This window comes from Pseudobythopirellula maris, assembly GCF_007859945.1.
In the GTDB taxonomy this organism is placed as follows: domain Bacteria; phylum Planctomycetota; class Planctomycetia; order Pirellulales; family Lacipirellulaceae; genus Pseudobythopirellula; species Pseudobythopirellula maris.
Genome location: NZ_SJPQ01000006.1, coordinates 57706 through 76247, shown reverse-complemented (window position 1 = coordinate 76247; position 18542 = coordinate 57706). Strand labels below are relative to the sequence as shown.

Below are 18542 nucleotides of genomic sequence, written 5' to 3'. Positions count from 1 at the left end.
AGGTGGGGGGAGGCGTCTACTGCCGCAGCCGCATGGTCTCGCGCAGGTTCTCGCCGTTGCGGCTGCCGAGGGCGACGTAAACGTCTTCCTCGATGTTGTCGCTGACGAGGTGCACCGAGCCGTCGGCGTAAACGAACTGGGCGCCGCGGAACGCGTGCCAGCTGCCGAAGGCGATCTCGACGTGGCGTCCGTTGGCGGTCGCGTCGGCCCAGTAGTTGAGCGGCGCCTGGGTCGAGGCGACGAGCTCGGACCATTCGTTGTTGCTGTTGGAGATTTGCGGCGACCCCGTGTGCCAGAAATCCATCGAGTTGCCGTCGAGCACCGTGTCGAAGTCGGTGTGGCGTTCTCCCACGGCGATCGTCTTCGACGAGCCGTCGATGATCTCGGCGAACTTGACGTTGCTCTCCTGGAAGAACATGCCGTTGTGATCGGTCAATTGCTGCGAGATGCCAACCGTGCCGGTCACCACGCAGCCGGCGGCGGTGTTGTCGCAGGTGACGAGCGACGAGACGCAGGCGCCGTACTCGGTGGGGGACCGGCCCTCGATGCCTTGGTTGTCGCGGGGCTGCTGCTGGGAGTTGGGGCAACGGTAGACCGCGATGTTGGTGGCGCAAACCTTCGCGTTGTCGCCGTTGGTCCAACTGAAACCGACCTTCGTGACCATGCCGAGGCCCGGGACGAAGGAGCTTGTTTTCGATTCGCCGAGCAGGTCGTACAGCGACTGCTCCTCGATGAACGGCAGCAGGGCGCCCGACCAGGCGAGGCCGCGGTCGTCCCAGCCGGCCGGGAAGTGGCCGTAGGTCGATTCGTAGTTCATAAGGCCCTTGCCCATCTGGGCTAGGTTGTTCTTGCACTGCGACAAACGCGCCGACTCGCGGGCGGCCTGCACGGCGGGCAGCAACAAGGCGACGAGGATGCCGATGATGGCGATCACCACCAGCAGTTCGACCAGCGTGAAGCCTGCGGCCAATCGGCCCGCGGCGGGGGCGTTTTGACGGGTGTGTCCGTTCACGGAATATCCTGGGGGTATCGGTCTCAGACATTCTAAAAAAGGCCGGCGCCGCTGCCCCGCGGCGCCGACCCCCAAGCGCTCGGCGGAGAGCGCTCGATTGCCAAGGGCGTTTAGCGACGGCGACGGCGCGAGGCCGCCAACGCGATCGCCAGCAGCGAGAGTGTCGTCGGCTCGGGGGTGGCGATCGCTTCCTCGGGCGGCAGAGCGAGTTCGCCCAGTGTGGCGGTGACGTTCACGTTGCCCGGCGAGACCAGGTAGAGCGAGATCGACTGGCCGTCCTCGCCAAAGACATCAAGGCCGGGGGCGCCGATCAGCTCGCCGGTGATCAGCGTGGTCTCGGCGTCGACGTACACCAGCTCGCCCTCGCTGTTGAAGGCGACCATCTCGGGGCGGGTCAACGCGCTGTCGACGCCCCACGGGCCGAGCGGCGCGGTGTCGATCAGCTGCAGCGTCCCGCCGCTGTCGAAGAACAGCTCGGGGCCGCCCTCGTTCGACTCGTCCGGATCGAACGCGGTCGGTATGAACCCGCCCATGCCGTCCTGGAGCAGGACGTAGCCGTCCGGCTCGTCGGCCAGGCCGGGGAGCGGCTCGATGCCGTCCTCGGTGCCGTTGAACTCGATGCCGCCCATTTCTTCGGCGTACGAGTTGTTGAGGGCCGTGCCCTCGGGCCCGGCGCCCTCGTTAAAGCCGACCGCGTCGAGCACCTCGCTCCACGGCGTCGCGTTCAGCACGCCGTCGTCTTCGGCGTCGAGGTCCATGTCGAGCGACCCGGTGAAGTCACGCACCAGGGCGTAAGTGATCGATCCGTTCTCGATGTCGCCCGAGCGGTTGAAGAAGGCGCGGGTGAGGCCGAAGTTCTCGACCCAGGTGTCGTAGTCGTCCGACCCGACGCCGGAGGGCGTGAGGTCGTTCTCCATGGTCGCGTTGCCGTCCATCGCGTCTCGCCAAACGGTGAAGTCGGCGGCGTCGACCGTGCCGTTGTTGTTGAAGTCGCCCGCGCGGATGTTGTTCTCGTAGTAGACGTTCGTATCGGGGGCCGGCGCGGGGTTCAGCACGCCGGGCACCGGCGTCTCGCCGATGAGGATCTCCTCTTGGTCACGCAGCAGGAGCAGGCCGTTCGACCCGAGGGTGAGTCCCGTGAGGTCGAAGACGCCGTCGATGTTGCCGCCGGCGTCGCCGTCGCCATCGATCTCGAGGATCGTCAAACCGTCGAGCGACGAGCCGGCCGGGCCCGAGATCTCGAAGAACTCACGCCCGTCGTCAGGGCCGGGCGCGTCGGACAGGAACTCGCTGAAGCGGATCGTGGGGGTGAAAGCCAGCGCCGCCTGGCACGGGATCGCCATGGCGAGTGCGAACAGAGCGAAACGGAGGGAGAGCGTCATCGGGGGGAGCCTCTTGCTTGGTCGTTGCGAGTGTAGAGAGCCGCCTGCACACGATTCGATTCGTGCGTTGCTCGTGGAAACTGAGGGGTCGGTGGGGCCGCACCTCGTGCGGCTAACTTGGGGTGGGGCGTCGGCGTGTGAACCGCTCGTTGAGCGCGTTCGCCGTCGCTTGTTGGCAAGCCAAGTCGCTTGCTTCGCATTGCTATTCCGGCAACGCGTTTCACATGGTGATCGTCGCCACCAAGTGACGCACAGAGTAAGCGCGCGAAGTGAAGAGGACGTGAAGCAGGGATGAAAAAATCCAAGCGCGAACACAGTTTGCGCCAAGTCGCACCGCGCTTGCTGGGCGCCGGCAACGAACGTTCTTTCGCTAGCGCCTGCGCGCAGCGGTGGTCTTGACGCATTGCTGCACGCGGGACGATCCGCAGGCATCAATGCGTATCAGCGCATCCACCTCGAAGGCGACGCTTACCCTTGTTGCAGCGATGCGTTTCCCGCATCCAAAGCAAACGAGGCCCGCTTGAAGACTTTGCCGCCCGGCGTCAGCACGTTGTCGACGGCCATGTAGTCGCTGACCCACGCGTCGGGCGTGAGCGTGCAGCGGACGTAGCCGCGCTCGCGGTTGTAGAAACGCACGCAGGGGTTGGACGCGACCACCGAGTCGTGGTCCGTCGGCTTGGCCAAGCCGTTGCCCCCCGACGAGATCGACGTGCCGACAAACTCCGCCGCGACGACCGGCGCCGTGTGGTTGCGGTCGTCCACCCGCAGCTCGTTCGCCCAGTTGCAATGGATGTCTCCGGTGAGCACGACCGGGTTGGGGACGCGGCGATCGGCGAGAAACCGCATCAGCTCCTTCCGCTCAGCGGCGTAGCCGGGCCACTGGTCCATCGAGTAGCGGGGCTCGCCGTCGTCGCCGGCCCAGCGGCTGACCAGGCCCATCATCACCTGCTGCGCGAGCACGTTCCAAGTCGCCCGCGACCCGAGCAGCGACCGCTTGAGCCAGTGCTTCTGTCGCTTGCCGAGCATCGTGCCGGAACGTCGCAACGCGGCGTCGTTGAGCGGCGAAGCGATGTCGCCGTTCGGCTGATCGCTGCGGTGCTGACGGGTGTCGAGGACGAGCAGCTCGGCCAGGTCTCCGAAGCTCGCCTTGCGGTACAGCCGCATGTTCGGGCCGCTGGGCAGGGAGCGGGCGCGGAGCGGCATCATCTCGTAGTAAGCCTGGTAGGCGTTCGCCCGACGCACGAGGAAGTCGACCGGGTCGACGCGGCTCTGTTCGGAAACGTCATCGGCGTAGTTGTTGTCGACCTCGTGGTCGTCCCAGGTCACCATCCAGGGGCAGCGGGCGTGCGTGCCCTGCAGCAGCGGGTCGCTGCGGTAGAGCGAGTGCCGCACGCGGTAATCGCCCAGCGATTGGATCTCGCCGCCAACGTGCTTGCGAACGGTCTTCTTCTTGCTCGGCCCCTTCTCGTAGATGTAGTCGCCCAGGTGGATGACGAGGTCCAGCTCGTCGCGGGCCATCCCCTCGTAGGCCGTGTAGAGCCCCGCCTCGTAGTGCTGGCAAGAGGCGAAGGCGAACGTGAGCTTCTCCGGCGAGGCGTCGGCCGCCGGGAAGGTGCGGGTGCGGCCGACCGGGCTGGTCGCGTCGCCCGAGTGGAAGCGGTACCAGTACCAGCGGTCGGGGTCCAACCCCGCGAGTTCGATGTGGACCGCGTGCCCGAGCTGCGGCGTGGCGAGCGTCTTGCCGCGACGCACGACTCGCGTCATCGCCTCGTCGTCGGCGAGCTCCCAGGTCACCTCGACGGCGTGGGCCGGCATGCCGCCGTACGGCTCGAGCGGAGCGGGCGCCAGGCGGGTCCACAGCACGAAGCCGTCGCTTGTCGGCTCGCCCGACGCGACGCCGAGCGCGAACGGGTCCGACGCAAAGCTCGGGCGGCTGTCGGCCCAGCTCGCCTTGCCGAGCAACGGGATCGATCCGAGCGCCGCACCGTAGGCCAGCATCGCCCGGCGGCTGACGCCCCCTTCGTGGTCAAGAATCTTGCGGAGCTCGTCGTTGCGGTTCATGGGTGGGAACGCCTTGGGCGCTGTTGGGGGAGAGGCTGTGGGTGGTGGGGCTCAAGCGGCCCGGTAACGGCCCGGCGTAGCCAGGACGAGCAGCCCCATCGCGACAAGCCAGAGTGAAGCGGGCTCGGGCGCCGCGCCGTGCGAGAGGGCTTGAGAGTCCGCGAGGCTGGAGCCGAACGCGTCGACCCAGATGTGGTAGTCGATCATGCCGACGACGCCATCGCCGTCGCCGTCGCCCGTGATCCATGGCGCGCCGCCGCGGCCGAGGTTGTCGCGCCACACGGTGAAGTCGGCCGAGTCGACCACGCCGTCGCCGTTGTAGTCGCCCTTCAGCAGCGGGCTGATGTGGAACTCAAAGTTATTGGCCTCGTCGGTCCGTTGCAGGTCGTGGAACGGCGAGTAGGTCCGCACCCGCACCGTGCGCCCATCCTCGAGGAATTCAAGGACACGGAAGTAGCCGTTGCCGCCGTAAACCTCGAACTGCGTGTTGAACATCATCTGGTGGACCGACTGCCCCTCGGCGCCGGTGCTGCGGAGGTACGACACGCCGTCGCCGCCGACGTGGCCGCTGAAGACCATCTCGAAGGGGCCGTTCGGGCTGACCAGCTCTTGCCAAAGCTCCTCGCCGTCGTGCGTGTCGTCCGCCGTGGGGTAGCCGTACGGCCCCGCGCCCGGGTTGACGGTGTGGTCGTGGCGGTTGTCTTGGCTGTCGAGGTACGCGTGTGTGACCAACGCCGCGGTGCGGCCCTCGAGTCCCGGCTGACCGATAGCCGCGTTGGCCCAGTCGACCGCCACCTGCCGCGGGCCCCACTCGGTGGTGAGGACGAGCATCTCGCGGCCGTCGGGCGCCGTGAACTCGTGCAATGCGTTGTCCAGCTCGCCCGGCGTCATCACCTCGCGGAGCGTCCCGCCCTGGGCGGGGTCGACCAGCGGGTTATCGGTCGCCTTGAAGTAGTCGTTGAACTGTGTCGAGCGGTCCTGGGCGTTGGTCGTGCCGTAATCGTGATTGCCCGGCGCGAAGGCGTACGGCACGACCCCGTCGAGCAGGCTGAACGACGCCTTGGCGTTGGCCCACTGCTGGTCGCCCGACTGATCGCCCGAGGTCGGCTCGACCCGTGAGTTCTGGTTGACGATGTCCCCCTCCTGCAAGACGAACTGCACGTTGAACGCGTCGCGGTTGTCGACCACCCATTGCGTCATCTGCGTGAGGATCGCCCGGTTGGCGGAGCTCCTCACATACGACTGCGTGTCGGGGATGACGACCATCGACCACGCCGCGTCGGGCGACGGCTCGAACGGCGACTGGGCGATTGTCTCAACCACGCCGGGCGAAGCGCGGTCTTGCGATCCGTCTGGCCCGTAGGCGAAGCGCCCTCCGTAGACGCCCATCATCGAGGGCTTCCAGTGGGCGCCCGCGTCGTTGCCCGTCACCGATAGGCCGGGGGGAGTGAGCATGATGCTCGCCCCGTCGGGGCTGTCGCTGGGCCACGCCCCGCTGTCGTCGTAGTTGACCGTGTCGACGACCAGGCCAAACGCGTTGCGCAAGGCCACCGTCTCGTTCGTCGCCGAGGGGGAGTTCGCCAACGACGGCATCGAGCCCACCTCGTAACGGCTCACCCCGCCGCCGGGGCTCCACTGCGCGTCGAACGAAGCGGCGTCGCCCGTGACGACCAACGCCTGGCCCGGGGCGATCGAAGCGCCTGCGGGCAACGGGTCCGAAGGGGTCCCGTCTTGCAGGTCGTCGATCCGCCAGCCGGCCAGGCTGACCGTCGACGCGCCCGCGTTATAAAGCTCGACCCACTCCTTCGCCACGCCGGCCGTCGTGTCGACGTCGGCGCCGTCGGGGTTGTACATGATCTCGCTGATGATCACCTGGGCCGGGGCGACGCACGGGCACAGCATGATGGCGACGGCCAGCGTCGCAAAGATTGTCCGCAGCTTCATCGTGTTCGCTTGACGCGAGCCTCTCGACTAGTTTCTCTGTTGCGTGTCTCTTGTTCCGCGGCGCGGCCCGATGGGCGGTCGCCGAAGGACTCATTCTTAATCACGGCCGGTGAAGCTTTAATGAAGCTCCCTCCCGCGGGCGCCGGCGGACTTCCGAACCCAACCCCATGCTTCACCTGAGAACCCTCGTCTTTCTGATCACCGCCGCCCTGTTGTTCGGCGGCGCCGCCGCGCACGCCGAACACGCCGACGCGCAAAACCGGCCGCTGGTGCTGGCCCACCGCGGCGCATGCGGTTACGCGCCCGAGCACACGCTGGTCGGCGTGGCGATGGCGCACGCGCTCGGCGCCGACTACATCGAGCAAGACGTGCAACTCACCAGCGACGGCCAAGCGGTCGTGATGCACGACACCGACCTCGCCGCGACGACCAACGTGGCCGACCTCTTCGCCGAGCGCGCCGACAGCCAAGGGAAGTGGCTGGTCAACGATTTCACGCTCGTCGAAGTGAAACGCTTGCGGGTCAACGAGCGCCGCCGGGGCGCCACCGGCCCGGCTCGGTACGCTGGGCGGTTCCCCTCCGACGCCGGGCTGCCGTTGCGTGTTCCGACCCTCGCCGAAGAGATCGAACTGATCCAGGGACTCAACCAAGCGTTCGGCCGCCAAGTGGGACTGATCGTCGAGATCAAGGACCCCGCCGGCCAGCGGCGACGCGGCCTCGACGTGTCGCGCGAGACGATCCGCGTGCTCGCCGAGCACGGCTACACGGGGCCCGAAGACGGGGCGATCATCCAATGCTTCGACGCCGCCGAGACCCAACGGGTGCGACGCGAGTTGGGGTGCCAATTGCGGCTTTGCCAATTGCTGGGCGGCAGAACCGCGCCCGACGACGAGGCCCTCGCCAAGATCTCGACCTACGCGCAGATGATCGGCCCCTCCTACACCCTGGTGCTCACCCCGCAGGGCGAGCCGAGCGGGCTCGCCGAAGCGGCCGGCCGCCACGGCCTGATGACGTTCCCCTACACGGTGCGCCGCGACGCGCTGCCCTCCTACGCCGCCGACGCGCCCGCGCTGCTGAGCAAGCTGGTGCAAGCAGGCGCGGACGGCTTCTTCACCGATTTCCCCGACGATCGCATGGCCGAGTGATTGGCAGCCGCTTCAGACCACATGGCCACTAGAGCGGTTTTCGAATTGGTGTGGACGAGCGGGGAAGTGATTGGTGGCGTGGCGAGGAAGCCGAAGCAGGCAATGCGGTGCATTGTCGATGCAGGCTGACGAAGCCATGACGCCGATCGCGAGCCGAGCGTCTACACCAATGAGCAAACCGCTCTAGGCAAGATCGCGATCGAACCCGCGGCCCACATAGCAGAGAAATTGCAAGGCAATAAAAGAGGCTAGCCGGCGTCAGCCAGCGGCGCAGCGAATACGCCTTCGAGAAGAGAAGACACGCCTTAGCGAATCAAACGCCGCTTCATGGCGACTCTTCCGGCTACCAGCTCTTCCGGTAAACAGCGGCGGCCACGGGCTTAGGCCCACTGCGGCGCCTAAAGCACTTCGAGCGAGTGGAGCTGACAGGGATCGAACCTGCGACATCCAGCTTGCAAAGCTAGCGCTCTCCCAACTGAGCTACAGCCCCTGAGCAATGCGCCCCGCGTGGGGGCGGGAGCGACGCGAAAGCGGGCGCCGGGGGCGCCCGCTTTGCGAGTGGGTGTACCAAGATTCGAACTTGGGACCTCAGCCTTATCAGGGCTGCGCTCTAACCAACTGAGCTATACACCCGGGTTTGGCTCCCGTCAGGGCCGGCACACCTGCTAGCGACGCCAAACTCTGCGAGAGTCCCGCATTGTAGGCCACCCGGGGCGGCTGTCAAACGCCCTTCTGGCCCCAGAATTACTAGACCGGGGCCCTGGCGGGCGGGTTCGGGGGGCGGGCCCGGGGGATCGCCATTGCCGGCAGGCGGCGCCGTCGCTACGATCCGCGCCGCCCGACCCGGCTCATGCTACGCCCTTCTAATATTCTCCCTAAACGCTCCGACCGAGGCGCCGCGATGGATCGTACGCCCCCCGCCCCCCAAGCGGCTAATCCCCCACGCCCTGCGGCCAGCCGGCCCCGTCTGCACGTCTGGCTGTCGCTGGCGCTGGCCCTGGCCACGCTCGCCCCGGCGAGCGGCTGCCTGCACCTGCTGCTGGCCACCGGCATCTACATGTTCGAGGGGGGCAACCTTGTGCCGCCCAAGACCGAGGCCCTGGAGAACAAGCGGGTGGTCGTGCTCTGCCGGCCGCCGGCCTCGAACGAGTACCGCCACGCCGGCGCCTCGCGTCAGATCGCCAAGAAGGTCAGCTACCTGCTGGAGAAGAACAAGGTGCCCGGCATCGATGTCGTGCCGCCTCAGCAAGTCGACCAATGGCTCGACGAGAACGACTCGGAGAACTACGTCGAGCTCGGCAAGGCGGTCAAGGCGGACATGGTGGTCCACATCGACCTGGCCCACTTCGAGCTGTTCAAGGGCAAGACCGTCTACCAGGGCAACGCCGATGTGACGATCGATGTCTACGACGTGAAGAACCAAGGCAAGCTGGCCTACCACGAAGAATTGGGCGAGGTGCTTTTCCCGGTGCACAGCGGCATCGCCGTGCAGGACAAGTCGCAGGACCAGTTCCAGCGTGAGTTTGTCACGGTGGTGTCGGACGAAATCGCCAAGCATTTCTACAAGCACGACCCGCACGCTAACTTCGCGCTCGACGCGATGGCGAACCGGTAGGCGAATGCTCCCTCCTCCGACGGGGGAGGGCTAGGGAGGGGGGCGCCCCGGGTACCCGGCTTCTCACCCCTCCCTCAACCCCTCCCCATCAAGGGGAGGGGAATATTGTTATAGCTTCGGCGGCGGTCTTCTTTCGGGCGGCGCGTCGCGCTGCGGGCGCGGTCGGCCGTTTCGCGCCTGAGCCACGCGTCCCGCCACGTCGCGGAACGCCTGCTCCCAACGCCAGCCCATCGGCCGCCGCAGCTCGCGCTCGGCCACGTACGCCCACGGCGTGCCGGGGTGCTCGCGGACAACGCGTTGCAGGTGCTCGGCGGCTGCCGCGGCGTCGGCCTGCTCGGCTGCCGAATCGACCTCGGGGTCGGGCCTGAGGATCCACGTGTCGTTGCCGGCCTCGAGAGTCATGCCCGCTTTGGCGCGGGCGAGCATCGCGTTGTAGCCCTCGGCGCGGGCCTTCTCGGCCAAGACCCGGCCCACGGCCAAGTCGTAGCCCGCCTGCCAACGCGCCTCGCGGAGCCGCTCGCGGTCCTTGCGGCCCTCGGCCAGGATCGACGTGAGCCGTTCGAGCTGGGGCTCGACAATCGCCGCGGCCCGTTGGGCGCGCGTCATGTCGTCGGCGAGTTGGGCGTCGCTAAGTTTGGAGAAGACGAGACGCGCTTCGCCGAGCGGCTCGGTCCAAGAGAGCGACGCCGCCCGCACGAGCGCCTCGCGAGCGCTGTTGGCGCCGAGGCGGCGTTTCAGCTCTTCGGTCGGGGCGTAGTCGGGGCGGTAGCGACGCATCAAACGGTCGTCGAAGAACGCGGAGATGACCGACGCCATGCCGCCTTCGTCTTCATCGTTGTCATCGCCGGCCCGCTGGCGGCCGGGGTGGACCGAGTAGTACGCCCCGCCGGTCTCGAAGGAGAGCCGCGTCAGCCCGTAGGGTCCGAAGCCGGAGTCGATCGTCGGGTCGCCGCGGCGCTCGAAAACGCCGAGCCGCACGCGCTCGGGCGTCCAGCTCTCGGGCCCCTGGCGAACGGGGAGCCACTGCACCCGCTGGTCGTACCGCGGGTTGGGGTCGACGTAACGCACGTAGGCGTCGCGTCGTCCGAACGGCGCCGGCGAGCCGACCACGTAGACCGGCGTGCGCATCTTGCGGCAGTAGCTGACCGCCTCGTCGAGCCGCGCGTCGTCGTCGCCCGCCTCGTCCGTGACGACGATCACCATCACGTGGCGACGCGGCTTGCTGAGCCTGTGGCGGCGGTGCTCGCGCACCGCCTCGAGCACGGCGGAGAACACGTTCTCCTCGCCGCTCGGGTCGTCGGCGATCGACCGGACGGCCGACTTGATCTCGGCGATGTCGTCGGTCGGCTCGGCGGTGAGCGTTTCGTAGGCGGCGCCGTAGGCGGCCACGGTGGTGAGCAACGGCTTGTCGTCCGCTTTCTCGAAGGCCGGGTTGGCGGAGTTCTCGATGACGCCCAACTCGTCGTACACACGGTCGAACCGCTTGGCGAACGCCTCGCGTCGCGGCGCGAGGCTGCCCGAACGGTCGAACAACCAGACGACCAGCGTGGGCGCGCTGTCGAGCGACAACAAGATCTCGTGCGTCAGCCGGTCGACCGCCCCGGCCGCGCCGCTCACCCCCACGGCGCCGAGGCCCTGGATCCTGAGGTCCGCGTTGGCGTCAGGCGCGACGGCCACGGGCGTCTCGACACGGTGGGCGAGCACATCGCCCCACTCGTCCATCGGCTCGAGCTCGACCCGCACCTCGGAAGTGAGGTCGAGCACCGGGGCGGCGGCCGCCGCCTCGCCCCAGCCGCCCGAGCCCATGGCGCCGATGTCGGTTTGCGGGTCGTCGGCGAAGCGAAGGTCGTCGAGCGGCGTTTGCTCTTCCGGCGGAAGCGGCGTGGTAAGGAGCGAGACGATCGTGTCGCGCGTGGTCGGAAAGGTCGGCGCCGCTAACGCCGCCAACGCGACAACGTGCAGCACCAGGCTCAGCAGCCAAGAGAGGGCGTCGCCTATCGAACGGTGATCGGCGGCCGGTTCGGTCGCCAGATCGCCAGCCGCGCTCTCGGCTGACGCGCCCACCGGCGGCGCGGTGGGAGCGAGGGTGGGCGGCGTTGGAGGAGAGTCTTTCATAGGCCCCAGTTCCATTGTCGCCCGAGCGGCGGAGATGGCAACCAACACGCCCCCCGCGGGGGGCGTCCCCCGCGATTCAACCCCGGCGAGGGCTCTCGGGGCCGCAATCGCGAACGTTGCAGCCGCCCGTTATCGGGGTCTGGCTGGTTTGCCGACGGGAAAGCGCATGAAAATGCCGCCGCTCGGAGCGAGCGGCGGCGTGGGTGTGTCTCGATGGCGAGGAGCAAGATCAGCCGCCCCAGCCGACCAGGTTGGTGGGGCTCAGCGGGGCGCCCAGCTCGGCGCGGGCGGGGGCGTTGTCCCAGGCGCCTTCGTTGCTCACCGGCACGAGCCCGCTGGTGGGCGCCGCGGGCAGGGCGGCCGAGGCCCGCGGGCCATGGGACGGCACGCTCAGCTCGGCGCCGATTGGCAGCAGGTCGGGGTGGTCGAGCACAGCGGCGTTCAGCTCGAACAGCTGCCGGGCTTGCGACGCGTCTCCCAGGTAACGCTTGGCGAGTCCGGGCAGCGTGTCGCCATCTGTGACAATGTGTTTCTGCATCGGACCGCTGAGCGGGCTCGCCGTCGCCGACAGAGCCGGGGCTGTTTCGGTTCGGTACGAAGTCGACTGCGCGGCGAGTGGCCGCTGCTCGGCCTCTACCGTCCGCCACGACGGGGGAGCGAACCGGCGGTCGTCGGCCGCGGCCGCTTCGCTGGGCGTCGGGGCGGCGTAGCGCGAGCCCTGGGGCCGCGCTTCGGTGATGGGAGCAGGCCCGGGCGCGATTGGCGTCTGAGTCAACGGAAGCTGAGCAACCGGCGACTGTGCTACCGGCGACGGGGCCGCTTGGCTCTGCATCGCCGGAGCTTGCTCAGCCGGGGCCGTGGTGGGAGGGGGCGACCAAGCGTCCCACACCGCGTCGGCGTTGGCGAACGGATCGGCCGCCACTCGCGCGACAGGCTCCGAGGTTGCGACGGGGGCGCTCAACTCCGCGGCGGGCAAATCGGGGTGCGTTTGCCACGAGGTGGCGGCCACCGGCGGAGCCGGCACGCTGTTGGAGATCAAGCGGTCCCGCTGGGGCGAAGCGGCGGGCGCCGGCTCGGCGTACCGCGAGCCACCCGGCGCCGGGTGGGCCGGCAGCGGCGTGACAGGGCGCAGGTCGCTCGGTGTGTCGAGCGAAGCTTCGAACGGTTGCGACGCGACCGGCGGCGCCGCGCTCGGCGCGTAGCGGTCGTAGGTTGGCTGCGGGAGTTCCGGCGTGGGGGGCAACGCGGGCGACACGAAAGCGGTGGCCTGTCCGTCGGTCTGCGGCGTGGGCGTGGTCGCCACGGCGTTGCGCCAAGCGTCGAAATCGCGCGAGGGGCCGATCTGCGCCGCAAGGTCCGAAGGCAGCGGGCTCAAGTCGCTCGGGGCGGCGCCGCGGGGCGCGAGACGGTCGGCAAGGCGGTCGGCCAGTTCGGGCGGCCCGAAGACCGTGGCGAGGCCAAATCCGACAGCGATCAAAAGAAGGGTCGAAAACACACGGGTCGTTTCGGTCACGGCGTACCTCGAGTCTGCCACCGAGCGATCGTCCCCGTGGTGGGGATGGCGTCGCGTTCGGCTTGGGAAGTCGTGGCTCGTCCGTGAACAATAAGCGGCCCGGGCGGATCCTGATCGGGCTCGCGTCTCTCCGTATACAGAACACGATCGGCGTTCTCCGGCCGCCGGGCGTCGTCTTTCATCACGCGCGGCGAAGAATCACGCGGCCGTCGTTCTGCTGGCGCCGGCGACAGAAACCCTGACGACGCCGCAGGAGATACGCGTCCTCGCGATGAAGAGTTCGCCGCGGCGAGCGAGAGCGGCCAGCCCGGCCCGGCGGAGAGGCTGTGGGGCTTGCGCAACCGGCAAGGTCCGCCTCGAGTCGTCGAAGCAAGCCACTTCCCGCGTGGTCGGCGCAAAAAAAGAGCGGGGCCATGGGCGGCCCCGCTCGTGGTCTAGCTAGGTTGTCGCGTGGTCCGCGATCACGGCTCGTTGTCGACCGGTTGGTCTTCGGCCGTGTGCTCGATGATCTTGCCGCCGGTGAGCCACAGCAACGCCGGCGAGGCGACGAAGATCGAGCTGTAGGTGCCCACCAGCACGCCGATCACCAGGGCGAAGGCGAAGGCGTGGATGCCCGGGCCGCCGGCGAAGTAAAGGATCGCCACCACGATCAACGTGGTGAGCGAGGTGAGCAACGTGCGGGCCAGGGTCTGGTTGACGCTCGAGTTGATGATGTCGTTCGACAGTTCGGGGCTCTTGCCCTTCACCTCGCGGATGCGGTCGAACACCACGATCGTGTCGTTCAGCGAGTAACCGATGATCGTGATAAACGCGGCCACGATCGGCAGGCTGATCTGGAAGGCGTCGAGCTGCAGGGCCGTGGCGAGCGGCGGCATGCCGCTCACCAGCCAGGCCGACCCGGCGAGCGCGCCGAGCGTGATGAGCACGTCGTGGACGAGTGCGATCACGGCCGCGACGCCGTAGTAGACGTTCTGGAAGCGGAACCAGAGGTAAGCCACGATGCAGAGCAGGCTCACCAAGATGGCCGAGATGGCTTGCAACTGCATGTTGCCGGCCACCTTGCCGCCGATCTTGTTCGCCAGCGGGAAGACCGCCTGGCTCTCGAGGTCGCCCTTGAGCTGATCGAAGACCGCACGCGAAGCCTCGGCCGGCAGGCCCAGACGCACGTCCCACTCCTTGAACCGTTGGCTGCTGCCGGGGGTCAGGTTCGGGTTCATGGCCAACGGCAACACGCCTCCCTGGCCCTGGTCGGCGAGGATCTTCTGCAACCGCGAAACGAGCGTGTCGTGGGACAATCCGTCGTCGTCGCTGAAACCCTCGCCGTCGTTGAAGGTGAGCGAGGTTTGTGTGCCGCTGAAGCCGCCCTCTTCGGTGAACGGCTCCGACTCGCCGATCTCGACGCTGTACGTTTGCAGCTTGCCTTGGAACGCTTCGTCGAGGATCGACTCGGCCTCGTCGACATCCTCGATGCTGGAGTTCACCGTGAACCGGGTGCCGGTCTCGCCACGCTCGACGATCAGCAGGTTGTTCTCGACCAGTTCGGTCTGCTCGAGCGTCTCGCGGACCTCGGCGATCGTCGCGGCGTTCTCTGGCTTCAGGGCCATCGTGACACTCGAACCGCCGGTGAAGTCGATGTCCAGCAGGTCGCTGCCGCGGCTGAAGACACCCACCAGGCCGAGCGAGATCAGAGCCAGCGACAAGACCAACGCCACGCCTCGCTTGCCGATGAAGTCGATGCCCGGGTTGCCGACGATGCTGGCGAACGACAGGTTCTTGATCCAGCCGCACCGCTCGGCGATGTCGAAGATGAGCCGCGACACGAAGATCGCGGTGTACATACTCATCAAGATGCCGAGGATCAGCGTGACCGCGAAGCCTTTGATCTGGTCGGTGCCGATCGAGTAGAGCACGATGCCGGTGATGAGCGTCGTGATGTTGGCGTCGACGATCGTCGTGGTGGCGCGACCGAAGCCGTTGCGGATGGCGGTCCGCAGGCCGGCGCCCTTGGCGAGCTCCTCGCGGATCCGCTCGAAGATCAGCACGTTCGCGTCGACGCTCATGCCGACCGTGAGCACCAGGCCGGCGAGGCCCGGCAGCGTGAACGCCGCCTGGATCAGCACCATCACGCCCAGCACCATCAGCAGAGTCAGCGCCAACGCGATGCAGGCCACGATGCCCGCAAAGCGGTAGTAGAACAGGATGAACAGCAGCACCGCGCCGAGCGACACGGCGATCGCCTGCTTGCCCATCTCGATCGTTGTGGCGCCGAGCGTCGGGCTCACCGTCTCCTCGCTGATCGGCGTCTTGTTGAGCGCCGCGGGCAGCGAGCCTGCGTTGAGGATGCTTATGATGTAATCGACTTCACGCTCGTCGTTGATGCCGGAGATCTGGCCGCTCTCGCTGATCCGGCCGTTGAGCTGCGGGGCCGAGATCAGCCGCTTGTCGAGCATGATGCCGAGCTTGCGCTTGGCGCCCGTGGCTTGGTTGGGCAGGTTGTCGCCGGTGAGCTTGCCAAAGCGGCTGGCGCCGCTCGAGTTGAGGCGGAACGCCACGGTCGGGGCGCCGATCTCGTCGACGCTCTTGGCGGTGCTGGCGAGGTACTCGCCGGTCACGTTGAACGGGTCACGCAGCACGAGCGCCTCGAGCCGGTCACCCGCCTGGCGGGTCACCAAGCCCGCTCCCGACTCGCCGAACTTGTCAACGTCGTACAGCACCCACTCGGCCACCTCGCGCTCGCCGATCCTGACGATCTTTTCGCTCGGCGCCGCTAGCTCGGCCTGCTTGATGATCGGTTGGTCGTCCGAGTAGGTGGGGTCGGCCGTGATGCGGAACTCGAGCTGGCCCAGGTCGGTGATCCGCCGTTTGACGAACTCCAGGTCGTCCGGCCCCGCCTTGGGGATGATGATCTCGATCGCGTCGCCGTACTGGCGGATGGTCACTTCCTTGGTGCCGGCCGGATCGATCCGCTGCTTCAGGGCAGAGATCATCTCGTCGGCGCTGACCTTGCGTTGGCCGTTCTTGGCGTCGGCTTCCTCTTCCTCGTCGCCGTCGACCACGGCGGTGGGGTCGGACATCTCGTAAATCAGCGTGATGCCGCCCGCCAGGTCGGGGCCGCCTTTGAACTCGCCCATCGCCACGCAGAGCGCGGCGGCCGCGATCGAGAAGAGCACCAGGCCGATCTTCCAGCCGTGCTCCTTCATCCGCAGGCCCTTCGCAATGGCGTTGCCCAGGTAGATTGGCGCGACGATCAGCGCGATGGCGATCGCGATCGCACGGAAGTCGATGCCCTGGGTGGCGGCCGCCTCATCGGCTGCTTCGTCGTTGGCGGGCTCGCCAGCGCCGGCATCTTCAGCCGCGGGCTCCTCAGCGGCGGTTTCGTCGGCAGCGGGCTCATCGCTGGCGGGCGGCTCGGGGCCGTCGCCGGCGGCGTCGGGCGCGGCGTCTTCGGCCACGGCCTCATCGGCTGTGGCGTCCTCGGCGGCCGCTCCTTCTTCGGCGGCGGGCTCCTCTTGCTCCAAGGCGGCGCCATCCTCGGCGGCCTCCTCAGCAGCCGTGACGGTCGCCTCGGGCGCGTCGGCGTCCTGAGCGTACGCCACGGGGGCGCCCATCGTACCGAGCGCCGCCATAGCGAGCGCCGCCCACAAGAATCCAGCCGCTGACGTCGAGCTTTTCATCGTCTGACTTCGTGTCGCTTTCGTGCGGAAAAGGGGCCGAGCGGCGGTGACGCCCGCGAGGGGGCGTTTCCAGGAGGGGCGGCTCGCCCTTGTGATGAATCGTGAGTTTTCGTGAGGATCCGGTTACTTCTTCGCGCTGACCGGGCCGTCGGGCCCTTCAACGCTTTCGATGGCCCACAGGCTCACGCGGACCTTCGTTCCGTTGGCTTCGTCGATCCGCAAGGTCAGCCGGCCCGAGTCGCGCTGCACCGAGGTCACCACCCCGTGCAAGCCGCCGGTGGTCACCACGCGGTCGTTCTCTTTCAAGTTCTCGAGCAGCTGGTTGAAAGCCTTCTGCTTGTTCTGCTGAGGCAGAATAAACATCACGTAGAACAGGACGATGATCAGCGGGATCGGCGCCAGACGCAGGATCTGGCCCAAGGGCCCACCGTCGCCGGCGTCGGCTTGCGCCAGCAGCGGCCCGGCGGCGTCGATTGCCGTGGCCAGGATCGTCGTTAGCGGTTGCAGGATCACGTCGGCAGGATTCACGTGCGGGGTTCACACCGGTGGAGGGGCCGCGTGGCGCCCGGGACCAGCGCCCTTGGGGGGTCTATAAGCGTTGCTCGCGGGGGGGGTCCAAGACCCCCGGCTCGCGGGCCGGCGGATCAGACCGATCAGCCGCAGGCTGCGCCAAAGGGACGAATCATAAACCCATGCGGCGCAAGGGGGAAGGGGGAAGCGGCAGGGCCAAACGGGCCTCGTAAACGCCGATTTCGAGCCGCCGGCCGTCTGTCGCAGCGCCGGGCCGCTAGCGGGCGGCTTGATCTCACCGCCAGGCGGCCAGTCGCGCGGCTTTCAGCTCGGCGAAACGCCCCTCGGCGATCGCCAAACGGATGTCCGCCATCAGACGCTGGTAGTAGGTGAGATTGTGGATCGTGACCATCATCGGCCCCAGCATCTCGCCAGCCGCCAGCAGATGCCTCAGGCAGCCGCGGGAGTACTGCCTGCAGGCGGGGCAGGGGCACCCTTGCTCGAGAGGCGTGTCGTCGGTCTGGAACCGGCTGTTTTTCAGCCGCAGGGTCCCCTCGGGGACAAAGGCGAGCCCGTTGCGGCCGTTGCGGGTGGGCATCACGCAGTCGAACATGTCGACGCCACGGTCGACCGCCTCCAGCAAGTCGGTCGGGGCGCCGACTCCCATCAGGTAGCGCGGGCGCTCGGCGGGCAGCGAGGGGGTGGTAGCCTCGATCGTGCGGTACATCTCCTCGGGCGGTTCGCCGACGCTCAGGCCCCCGATCGCGTAGCCGGCAAACCCGATTTTTACGAGCTCCTCGGCGCACTCGACCCGCAGCTCGGCGTCGAGGCCGCCTTGAACGATGCCAAAGAGCGACTGCGTGGCGCTGGCCCCTATTTTATCTGCGTGCTCACGGCAACGCTCGGCCCAGCGGATGCTGCGGCGCATCGCCTCGACGACCGTCTCGCGCGGGCAGGGGAGGGCGACCACGTGGTCGAGGGCCATCATCACGTCGGCGCCCAGCGCGTGCTGGATCTCGACCGAACGCTCGGGCGTGAGGTCGACCAAGTCGCCGTTCACGTGCGAGCGGAAGCGGGCGCCGCGCTCGTCGAGCTTCATCTTGTCGGCCAGGCTGAAGACCTGGAAGCCGCCGCTGTCGGTGAGCATCGCCCCGGGCCAAGCGGCGAACCGGTGCAGGCCCCCCAGCTCGGCCACGACCCGTTCACCGGGGCGGATCGCCAAGTGATAGGTGTTGCCCAGCACCATCTGGGCCCCGGTCTGCGCGAGCCTTTCGGCCTCGACCCCTTTGACGGCGCCTTGGGTCCCCACGGGCATGAAGGCCGGCAGGTCGACCACGCCGTGCGGCGTGTGCAGCCGGCCGAGGCGGGGGCCAGCGACGGGGGCGCCGTTCAGCGGTTCGTAGCGGACCGCGGGAGTGGAACGCGTAGTGGCGGCTTCGGATTGCGGATTCTGTGCTGGCAACATTCGGCCTTCACTCAATCCGTGATCGTAGCCTCAACGGAAGGCTCTGTAGGGAACGCCCTCAGTGGCGTTCCGGCCCGGGTGCACGGCTCGTGCTCGGAACCGACCC

11 protein-coding genes and 2 tRNA genes are annotated in these 18542 nt (G+C 67.9%); 2 read left to right on the top strand and 11 right to left on the bottom strand.

What is annotated here, in order from left to right; all coding sequences use genetic code 11:
* Positions 1-16 precede the first annotated feature (16 nt).
* The 4 genes from Mal64_RS19440 to Mal64_RS19425 all read right to left on the bottom strand — a co-directional run bounded on the left by Mal64_RS19440 (position 17) and on the right by Mal64_RS19425 (position 6399).
* A complete protein-coding gene (locus Mal64_RS19440; protein WP_197525904.1) occupies positions 17-1012 on the bottom strand; it encodes a DUF1559 domain-containing protein in 996 nt (331 codons plus the stop codon).
* Positions 1013-1122: 110 nt separating this feature from the next.
* Positions 1123-2394: a PEP-CTERM sorting domain-containing protein gene (locus tag Mal64_RS19435; protein WP_146403526.1), complete on the bottom strand. Its 1272-nt coding sequence runs from the start codon at positions 2392-2394 to the stop codon at positions 1123-1125.
* A gap of 468 nt (positions 2395-2862) precedes the next feature.
* Entirely contained in the window at positions 2863-4455 is a 1593-nt protein-coding gene (locus Mal64_RS19430) for an alkaline phosphatase D family protein (RefSeq protein WP_146403513.1), read from the bottom strand.
* 51 nt (positions 4456-4506) lie between these two features.
* Entirely contained in the window at positions 4507-6399 is a 1893-nt protein-coding gene (locus Mal64_RS19425; RefSeq protein WP_146403511.1) for a lamin tail domain-containing protein, read from the bottom strand.
* 167 nt (positions 6400-6566) lie between these two features.
* On the opposite strand from Mal64_RS19425, the gene glpQ reads away from it, so the two are divergent.
* On the top strand, positions 6567-7544 hold the full coding sequence (glpQ, locus tag Mal64_RS19420) for a glycerophosphodiester phosphodiesterase (RefSeq protein WP_146403509.1): 978 nt from the start codon (positions 6567-6569) through the stop codon (positions 7542-7544).
* Between the two features lie 417 nt (positions 7545-7961).
* Here glpQ and Mal64_RS19415 read toward each other — a convergent pair.
* Positions 7962-8034 (bottom strand) — tRNA-Ala (locus Mal64_RS19415).
* A 69-nt stretch (positions 8035-8103) separates the two neighbouring features.
* Positions 8104-8177, bottom strand: a tRNA-Ile gene (locus Mal64_RS19410).
* A 268-nt stretch (positions 8178-8445) separates the two neighbouring features.
* Here Mal64_RS19410 and Mal64_RS19405 point away from each other — a divergent pair.
* Positions 8446-9159, top strand: a complete 714-nt coding sequence (locus tag Mal64_RS19405; RefSeq protein ID WP_146403507.1) for a hypothetical protein — start codon at positions 8446-8448, stop codon at positions 9157-9159.
* Positions 9160-9267: 108 nt separating this feature from the next.
* On the opposite strand, the gene Mal64_RS19400 is transcribed toward Mal64_RS19405, so the two are convergent.
* From Mal64_RS19400 to tgt, 5 genes are all read right to left on the bottom strand, one after another.
* Positions 9268-11274 carry a vWA domain-containing protein gene (locus Mal64_RS19400; protein WP_197525903.1) on the bottom strand — a complete coding sequence of 669 codons (2007 nt, stop codon included), beginning with the start codon at positions 11272-11274 and terminating at the stop codon, positions 9268-9270.
* Positions 11275-11503: 229 nt separating this feature from the next.
* Entirely contained in the window at positions 11504-12787 is a 1284-nt protein-coding gene (locus tag Mal64_RS19395; RefSeq protein WP_146403503.1) for a LysM peptidoglycan-binding domain-containing protein, read from the bottom strand.
* Positions 12788-13248: 461 nt separating this feature from the next.
* Positions 13249-16461, bottom strand: coding sequence for a protein translocase subunit SecD (secD, locus tag Mal64_RS19390; protein ID WP_146403501.1), 3213 nt, complete (start codon positions 16459-16461; stop codon positions 13249-13251).
* A 123-nt stretch (positions 16462-16584) separates the two neighbouring features.
* Complete coding sequence (gene yajC / locus Mal64_RS19385; protein ID WP_146403499.1) at positions 16585-16989, bottom strand: preprotein translocase subunit YajC; 405 nt, start codon at positions 16987-16989, stop codon at positions 16585-16587.
* A gap of 277 nt (positions 16990-17266) precedes the next feature.
* Complete coding sequence (gene tgt, locus Mal64_RS19380) at positions 17267-18436, bottom strand: tRNA guanosine(34) transglycosylase Tgt (RefSeq protein ID WP_146403496.1); 1170 nt, start codon at positions 18434-18436, stop codon at positions 17267-17269.
* Positions 18437-18542 lie beyond the last annotated feature (106 nt).